Annotated in this window: 6 protein-coding genes and 1 pseudogene; 6 read left to right on the forward strand and 1 reads right to left on the reverse strand. The window is 68.9% G+C overall.

Annotated features, from left to right (window positions below):
- Together ACFWF3_RS18225 and ACFWF3_RS18230 are read left to right on the forward strand one after the other, a co-directional pair.
- A pseudogene (locus ACFWF3_RS18225) lies at nucleotides 1-97 on the forward strand (decaprenylphospho-beta-D-erythro-pentofuranosid-2-ulose 2-reductase); the annotation flags it as partial.
- Nucleotides 98-212: 115 nt separating this feature from the next.
- A complete protein-coding gene (locus tag ACFWF3_RS18230; protein WP_379314563.1) occupies nucleotides 213-2,222 on the forward strand; it encodes an arabinofuranosyltransferase in 2,010 nt (669 codons plus the stop codon).
- Nucleotides 2,223-2,277: 55 nt separating this feature from the next.
- Here the strand turns inward: ACFWF3_RS18230 and ACFWF3_RS18235 are convergent, their stop codons facing one another.
- The gene (locus ACFWF3_RS18235) at nucleotides 2,278-2,907 is read right to left on the reverse strand and encodes a TIGR03086 family metal-binding protein (protein WP_378989509.1); all 630 of its coding nucleotides are present in this window, start codon (nucleotides 2,905-2,907) and stop codon (nucleotides 2,278-2,280) included.
- Between the two features lie 83 nt (nucleotides 2,908-2,990).
- Here ACFWF3_RS18235 and ACFWF3_RS18240 point away from each other — a divergent pair, with 83 nt between their 5' ends.
- The 4 genes from ACFWF3_RS18240 to ACFWF3_RS18255 all read left to right on the forward strand — a co-directional run.
- Entirely contained in the window at nucleotides 2,991-3,953 is a 963-nt protein-coding gene (locus ACFWF3_RS18240) for a helix-turn-helix transcriptional regulator (RefSeq protein WP_379314564.1), read from the forward strand.
- A 176-nt stretch (nucleotides 3,954-4,129) separates the two neighbouring features.
- Nucleotides 4,130-4,672, forward strand: a complete 543-nt coding sequence (locus ACFWF3_RS18245) for a hypothetical protein (protein WP_378989507.1) — start codon at nucleotides 4,130-4,132, stop codon at nucleotides 4,670-4,672.
- Nucleotides 4,673-4,887: 215 nt separating this feature from the next.
- On the forward strand, nucleotides 4,888-5,400 hold the full coding sequence (locus tag ACFWF3_RS18250) for a hypothetical protein (protein WP_379314565.1): 513 nt from the start codon (nucleotides 4,888-4,890) through the stop codon (nucleotides 5,398-5,400).
- An 82-nt stretch (nucleotides 5,401-5,482) separates the two neighbouring features.
- The coding region (locus ACFWF3_RS18255; protein ID WP_379314566.1) for an arabinosyltransferase domain-containing protein at nucleotides 5,483-7,148 on the forward strand (1,666 nt) is incomplete at its 3' end.

The raw sequence follows: 7,148 nt of genomic DNA on the forward strand, positions 1-7,148 counted from the left end.
GGGCACCGAGATCGTCTGGGCGCCGGGCGAGGCCCGCTTCCTGATGTCGGCCCTGCGCCACGTGCCGCGCCCGATCTTCCGCAAGCTCCCGATCTGATCGACTGCGTTCAGGACTGCCGCATCATCCCCGGATGGTGCGGCAGTTCTGCTTTTCGGCTCCACTAGGCTGGCCCGGACCGTTGAGCACAGTGGAGCCGGAGGATTGCGCGCCGATGACGACCAATGACGAGGTGCGGGCGGGGCGCAAGATCTGGACCGGGGTCGGCGAGGGGGCTGCCGCCGCGGGTGTAGCGCTGGTGGTAGCCGTGGTGGGGCTGTTCGCGTTCTCCGCGGTGCAGTGGCCCGCGTTCAACTCCTCCAATGTGACTCGTGCGCTGACCACGGTGGGGCAGGTCGTCGCGGTCGCGCTGCTGGTGGTCTCGGTGCTGCTGATCCGGCTGCGCAAGTGGCCGGTGGTGGCGAAACTGCTGTCCTGGGTGGGAATCTCGAGCTTTGTCACGGTCACGCTGGGGATGCCGCTGGCCGCGACGAAGCTGTACCTGTTCGGTGTCTCGGTGGATCAGGAATTCCGGACCGAGTACCTGACCCGGCTCACCGACAGTGCCGCGCTGCGCGATATGACGTATGTGGATCTGCCGCCGTTCTATCCGGCCGGGTGGTTCTGGATCGGCGGGCGCGTGGGCAACGTGCTCGGGATGGACGGCTGGGAAGTGTTCAAGCCGTACGCGATCGGGCTGCTCGCCATCGCCGCCGCGGTGGCGCTGGTGTTGTGGATGCAGTTGGTGCGGGCCGACATGGCGGTGGGCGCGGCCGCCGCGGTCACGGCGATGACGTTGGCGTACGCCTCGCCCGAGGCTTATGGCGCGGTGCTCGTGGTGTTCGTTCCGCCGGTGCTGGTGCTGGCGTGGGGTGCGCTGCATCGGCGGTCCGGTGGGTGGGGCGCGGTGCTCGGTACGGGACTGTTCCTCGGGGTGGCGGCGTGTTTCTACACGTTGTACCTGGCGATCGCGGCGTTCACCGTGGTGATCATGGCGGTGGTGGCGGCCGGGTTGGCGGTCTACGCACAGCGGGCAGCTGGGCGGCGGGCAAGCCGTCTGGGCGGCGCGCGAGCGGGCGCGGCTGCTGACGCCGGTACCCCCGGCGTTTCCTCCGCCACGGGCGGAACTATCCCGCCGAGTGCTCCGCCCGCCTGGCGCGCCGCGATCGCGCCGCTGACCAGGCTGGCGGCAATCGGCGGTATCGCCATCGTGCTCGCCCTTGTCGTGTGGACGCCGTATCTGCTGAAGATGGCGTCCGGTGCGAAACTTCCCTCCGGCAGCGCTTTCCACTATCTGCCGGAGTCCGGCGCACAGCTGGCGTTCCCGATGCTGGAGTTCTCCCTGCGGGGAGCCCTGTGCATGATCGGCGTGCTGTGGCTCGTAGTTCGCGCCGGATCATCGAGGCGCGCACAGGCACTGGGCCTCGGCGTCGTATCGATCTACCTGTGGACCCTGCTCTCGATGATGGCGACCGCGGCAGGCACGACCCTGCTGTCCTTCCGGCTGGAGCCGGTCCTGCTCGCGTTGCTCGCCGCCGCGGGCGTTTTCGGCTTCGTCGAAGGCGCGACCGCCCTCTACCAGGCAGTGAACGAGCCCGCCCCGATGCGCACCGCGGCTGCCGCGATCGCCGTCCTCGGCGCCATCGCCTTCGCCCAGACGATCCCCACCGTGCTGACCCACGAGATCGACACCGCTTACACCGACACCGACGGCAACGGCGAACGAGCCGACCAGCGCAAACCCTCCGCCGTCTCGCACTACCGCGAGATCGATGCGGCCATCCTGGCGCAAACCGGCCGTCCCCGAGACGAATCCGTCGTCCTCACCGCGGACACCACTTTCCTGGCCTTCTACCCCTACTGGGGCTTCCAGGCCCTCACCTCCCACTACGCGAACCCCCTGTCGGACTTCAAGGCGCGCGCCGCCACCATCGCCGACTGGAGCAAGCTCCCCGACTCCCCGGCCCTCGTCGAAGCCCTCGCGAAGTCCCCTTGGCGCGCCCCCGACGCCTTCCTCTTCCGCAACGACGGCGACAACTACACCCTGCGCCTGGCCGAAGACGTCTACCCCAACGACCCGAACGTCAAGCGCTACACAGTCTCTTTCCCCAAGTCTCTCTTCACCGACCCCGCCTTCACCGCCACCGAAATCGGCCCCTTCACCCTGATCACCGTGCGCCGCTGATACTCGACGACCACTGTGGCGAGGCCATGTCCTCGCCCAGTGGCCGAACCCCGGCTCACACAGCGGCGCGGCCGAGGTAGTGCAGGAGTTCGGCGGTGGGCGTGGTGGCCGCTGTTTCGACAACGGCGGCGTAGGCGCCCCACTGGCGCAGGGGTTCGATGATTTCGGCGTCGGTGCCTGAACCGGGGGCCGGGTGGATGGTGCGGGCGGCGGTCAGGAGATGGGCCGAGAGGTCGTCGGTGAGGGGCGACGGCTGGCCGGTGGCGATCGCGATGTCCCAGGCGTGGACCGCGGCGTCGAGAGCGGCGAGGGTGGCCGCGACGGGGGTCGGGAGGTCGCCGTGCGGGAGAGGCGTGGGGACAGTGGTGGTTTCGTCGGCGACCGTGGCCCACGCCGCGGCGGTCTGGTCGACGGCTTCGCGGACCAGGGCGGCGGCGGAACCGTCGATCTCGCCGGAGGGGTCGAAGGGGTTGTAGGACGGGCCGGGGCCGACTCCCAGGGCAGCGGCGTAGGCGAGTTGGTCGCCCGCGGCGTGCTGGATGACCTGGGTGACGGTCCAGTCCGAGCAGGGGGTGGGCAGGTTCCACTGGTCGTCGGCGATCCCGGCCACCACGTCGCCGAGGGCCCGGTAGGAGGTGGCGACCACGTCGCGCCAGACGGTTTCGAGGGCTGCGGTGCTGTTCATGATGGTGCCTTTCGTTTCGGTGATGACTCCAGCCTAGAAACCTATTAGGCTCATTTCTTTCCTAATTTTCGACGAGGTGGAAAATGGCTGCGACAACCCCGCGCGTCCTGCGTCTGCTCGCCCTGCTGCAGGACCGCGCCTACACCGGGCGCGAGCTCGCCGACCGCCTCGAGATCACCGAACGCACCGTGCGCAACGACATCTCACGGCTGCGCGAACTCGGCTATCCCGTCCACGCGGAACGGGGGGCGATCGGCGGCTACCGCCTCGGCCGCGGCGCGACCATGCCGCCGCTGCTCCTCGACGACGAGGAAGCGGTGGCGGTCGCGCTGTCCATCGCCGTGGCCCATGACGGCTCGCTCGCCGTCTCCGATATCGGCGACCAGCTCACCAGAGCACTCCGCAAGATCGAACAGATCCTCCCGAAACGCTTGCAGCGCAAGGTCTCCGCGTTGCGCGACGCCACCGAGGTCGGCCCCGCCACCACCGGTTCCCGCGAACCGGACGCACCGGTCGCCGCGGGTATCCTCACCACCCTCGCCGACGCGGTCCGCCGCACCACCGCTGTCACCGTCGCAACCTCCGACGGTGCAACGGAACTCGAGCCCTACCGGCTGATCAACTGGCAACGTCGCTGGTACCTGGTCGCCTACAGCATGCGCACCCACGACTGGACGGCACTGCCCGCCGCCGGGATCACCCGGGCCGAGGCGGGCACCCGCGTGTTCGCCCCGCGCTCCCTCCCACACGACGACCTGGTCGCCTTCGTCATGCGTCATATCGCCTCCACCGGCTGGCGCGTCCACGCCCGCGTCACCGTCCTCGAATCCGCGGAGACCGTGATCGCCAGGATCAACCCGGCGGTCGGCGTGGTCGAGCCGATCGACGAGCACAGTTGCGTGCTGCTCACCGGCGCCGACGCGATGGAGACGATCGCGATCTACCTCAGCATGTTGATGATGGATTTCCGCGTCGACGGCCCGCCCGAGCTGGTCGCGCACCTGCGCACCCTGGCCCGCCGCTACACCGAATCGGTCGCCGGGTAGCCGCCGGGGATCGTGTCCGTTCCGTGCCGGAACCCGGTGTTCATCCCGCTCGACGGCACTACACTGACTGGTGCGGCACGGTCGTCGCCGGCGGATTCGAACTCTCCCGGCGGCTGGCGTAGAAACCAGATCCTGCACGTCACGGGTCCCGGCGACCCGCTATCGGAGGAGGACGTATGTCCGATCCGTTGCACACGAGGGTGTGCCTCACCGGCTTGAACTGTTCCTGCCCGAGCATCAGCGTTTTCCTGGTGCCGGAACCGCTGGTTCTCGGCGGTCAGATGATGCACCTGCTCGAACAGGCGCCCCTCGCCGGGCGAATACCGCAACCCACCCCGGACGCCGAGCTGATCGACCTGATCCAGGCCGTGCGCACGCCGCTGGACACCCGGGGGCTGGCACGCGCGCAGCAAGTCGCGTTCTCCGGTCCGCGCCACGATCCGCCGGTCGCGCGCGAGGTGCTGCACGACCATCTCATCGAGGAACCCGCCCCATGGGGGCTGGATGTGGACGATCCCGCGGAACTGACCCGGCTGGCGATGCTGCCCGAGTGGCGCATCGGAGTGCGCCGCATCGATGATTTCCAGGCGCATTCGGTCCGCCAGGCAATGGAGGCCGTCTACCGGTATTTCGCGATCGACCAGCGCATTCCCCTGGTCTATCACGGCTTCGCCGACCCGCGCGAAGGCTGGTTCGCGCTGCGCGCATCGGCGGCGTGAGCCGATCCCCGCGGTGTGACGGCGTCGACCCTGTGTCTATCGACACCCGATAGCTACTGGTGTGCGGAAGCTCGATAGACCACAATATGTCCGGTCAGTGTCAACAAACCGCGCGGTCGGTGTCGCGGGGCGAGTACGCTGCGAAATGTTGGAAGTTCGGCCGACCGAAATCAGGTTTTGGTAGCGCTGATCGGTACGGATGCAGAGGTATAGCTATGACGCTCAACCGACCGGAGCGGATCGATCTTTTGTTGTCACGGCCGCAACGTATCGGCCGTGAACCGGAACCGCGCGAGCAACTCGACTCGCTCGCCGCGATCGAGCGGGTCGTCATCGACGCCACCATCGCCATGCTCGCGCCCGGCCAGAAATTCGCCCTGCTGTGGTCACTGCAGGTCGGCGAGCAAACCGTCGCCGGCGTGCAGATCAAAGAGCGCGACGGAACGGTCACCAACCTGATGCCGCCCACCGAGGTGCTCGAATACCTCACCGATCACAAGCGCATGTCCTACGACCCGAACATCGGGGCCTGGCTCAGCGCCGAGATCTTCATCGCCGGTCCCACCCGGTACAAGACCAACTACTCCACCGGCTCGGTCGCCGACTGGATGCCCGAGGTCACCGCCGACGACCTGCGCTCCGAATTCGCCGCCTTCCCGCGCCCCGACACCGAGATCCCCGACTGGGCCCGATCCCAACTCGACTGGGCCGACCGCCGCACGGGTTGAGACGTACCTGCGCCGTCGCTGCGGCGGCCCGTTAGGAGCGGCGCCGACCCGCGCACAGGTTCGATGGCTAGCATCAGACCCCGTGCGACCGGACCGATCTGAACGAGCGTTCACCCGATACCGCCTGATCGCCCTCGTCTGTGGGCTGCTCGGGTTCGTGCTTGCCCTGCTCACACCGCTGTTACCGGTGCGCCAGGACCGCGCGAGCCTGGACTGGCCGCAAGCGGGCGCGACCAGCGTCGAGGCACCCCTGGTGTCGTATGTGCCGCAGCGGCTCGACGCCCAGCTGCCGTGCACGATGCTGAGCGGATTGCCGGGTCCCGGGGCGGAGAACCCCACCGCGACCACCCTGCTCACGACGATTCCGGTCGCCTCGGGCAAGGCCGACCGCGGACTGAGCGTCACCGTGCGTGACGGCGTGCTGGGGGTGCAGGCGCGCGATGTGCCGATGCTGTCGGCACCGATCGCCGAGATCGCCGGGTGTGAGCGGATCAGCATCGTCTCGACCATCGAGGCCACGACCGTGGAGTTCGTCGGGGCGGCACGCCAGGACGGGACGCCGTTCCGCAACACCGTCACCGTGGACAAGCGCCCGCAGATCGTCGGCGTCTACACCGACCTCGACTCGGCCGCTCTCACCGGCGCCCGGCTGCACGCCGATATCGACTCCCGCTTCACCTCGACGCCGACGACGCTGAAACTGGCGACGATGATCGGCGCCGGTGTGTTCACCCTGCTCGCGCTGATCGCGTTGCACCTGCTCGACACCACCGACGGCCGCCGCGCCCGCCGCTTCCTGCCCCGGCACTGGTGGCGGATCACCCCGACCGACGTGGTGGTGGTCGTGACGCTGCTCGGCTGGCATGTGATCGGCGCGAACACCTCCGACGACGGCTACATCCTCAATATGGCGCGCGCGTCGGGCCCGTCGGGCTACATGGCGAACTACTACCGCTGGTTCGGGGTGCCGGAGGCGCCGTTCGGCTGGTCCTACGAACTGCTCGCCTGGATGACGAAGATCTCCGACGCCAGTCCCTGGATGCGCCTGCCCGCGCTCGCCGCCGGATTGGTCTGCTGGGCGGTGATCAGCCGGGAAGTGCTGCCCCGTCTCGGTGCTCGTGTGCGCCGCGACAAGGTGGCGCTGTGGACGGCGGGCCTGGTGTTCCTCGCCTTCTGGCTCCCGTACGACAACGGCCTTCGCCCCGAACCGCTGATCGCGGCGGGCGCGCTGCTCACCTGGTGCCTCATCGAACGCGCCATCGCCACCGCGCGACTGCTGCCTGCCGCCTTGGCGATCCTCGTCGCCGCGTTCTCGCTGGCGGCGGGCCCGACCGGCCTGATCTGCATCGCCGCCCTGATCGCCGGCACCCGGCCGGTCATGCAGGTCATCATCAAACGCGCGCAGGGTCTGCGCCCGCGTCGGATCGCCGCCGACAGCGAGTTCGACGCCGCCGACGACCAACCGTCGCCCGTCGCCCGCAGTACGGCGAAGACGGACGCCACCAGCCCGGCTCGCACGAACAGCTCGGCAAGCCCGGACAAGGCGGATCGGCTCTCGCTGGGGGCCAAGATCTTCCGCTACGCCGCGCTGCTGGCCCCCGGCATCGCGGCGGGCACGCTGGTGCTCATCATCGTTTTCGCCGACCAGACGCTGGCCACCGTCATGGAGGCCACCCGAGTCCGCACCCTCGTCGGACCGAACGTCGCCTGGTTCGACGAACGCACCCGCTGGGACTCGCTGTTCATGC

Origin of the sequence: Nocardia sp. NPDC060220 (assembly GCF_042727815.1) — a bacterium.
Lineage (GTDB): Bacteria > Actinomycetota > Actinomycetes > Mycobacteriales > Mycobacteriaceae > Nocardia.